This is a genomic window from Mesorhizobium sp. M00.F.Ca.ET.216.01.1.1 (genome assembly GCF_004010325.2).
In the GTDB taxonomy this organism is placed as follows: domain Bacteria; phylum Pseudomonadota; class Alphaproteobacteria; order Rhizobiales; family Rhizobiaceae; genus Mesorhizobium.
Genome location: NZ_SADR02000499.1, coordinates 1 through 292, shown reverse-complemented (window position 1 = coordinate 292; position 292 = coordinate 1). Strand labels below are relative to the sequence as shown.

Annotated in this window: 1 protein-coding gene; it reads right to left on the bottom strand. The window is 59.6% G+C overall.

Going from position 1 to position 292, the window contains the following annotated elements; all coding sequences use genetic code 11:
* Positions 1-292: sulfotransferase family 2 domain-containing protein (locus tag EN859_RS37140; protein WP_135913745.1), on the bottom strand; the 292-nt coding region annotated here is incomplete at both ends.

The following is a 292-nucleotide window of genomic DNA, read 5'->3' as shown; positions in this document are numbered from 1 at the left end:
GGCGCGGCGAGGCGACGTGGAACTGGATTTCCCACGAGGACGCGCTGTATTTTTCGACGTTGAGGATGAAGGTGTCGAGGTCCGGATCGGTCGGCAGGCCGAAAGCCTCGAGCATTTCGGCCTTTGCCGATGACCGCGTCAGAACGTTGATGTCCAGTATTCTGCTCGAATAGGCCGAGAGAAGCCGCTCCAGCGGATCGCGGACGATGGTGAACTTACCGCCCAGCCCGTCATAGACCGGCACAAACGGATCGACCCAGCTGGTGAAGAGACGACCGTGGACTTCATTGTC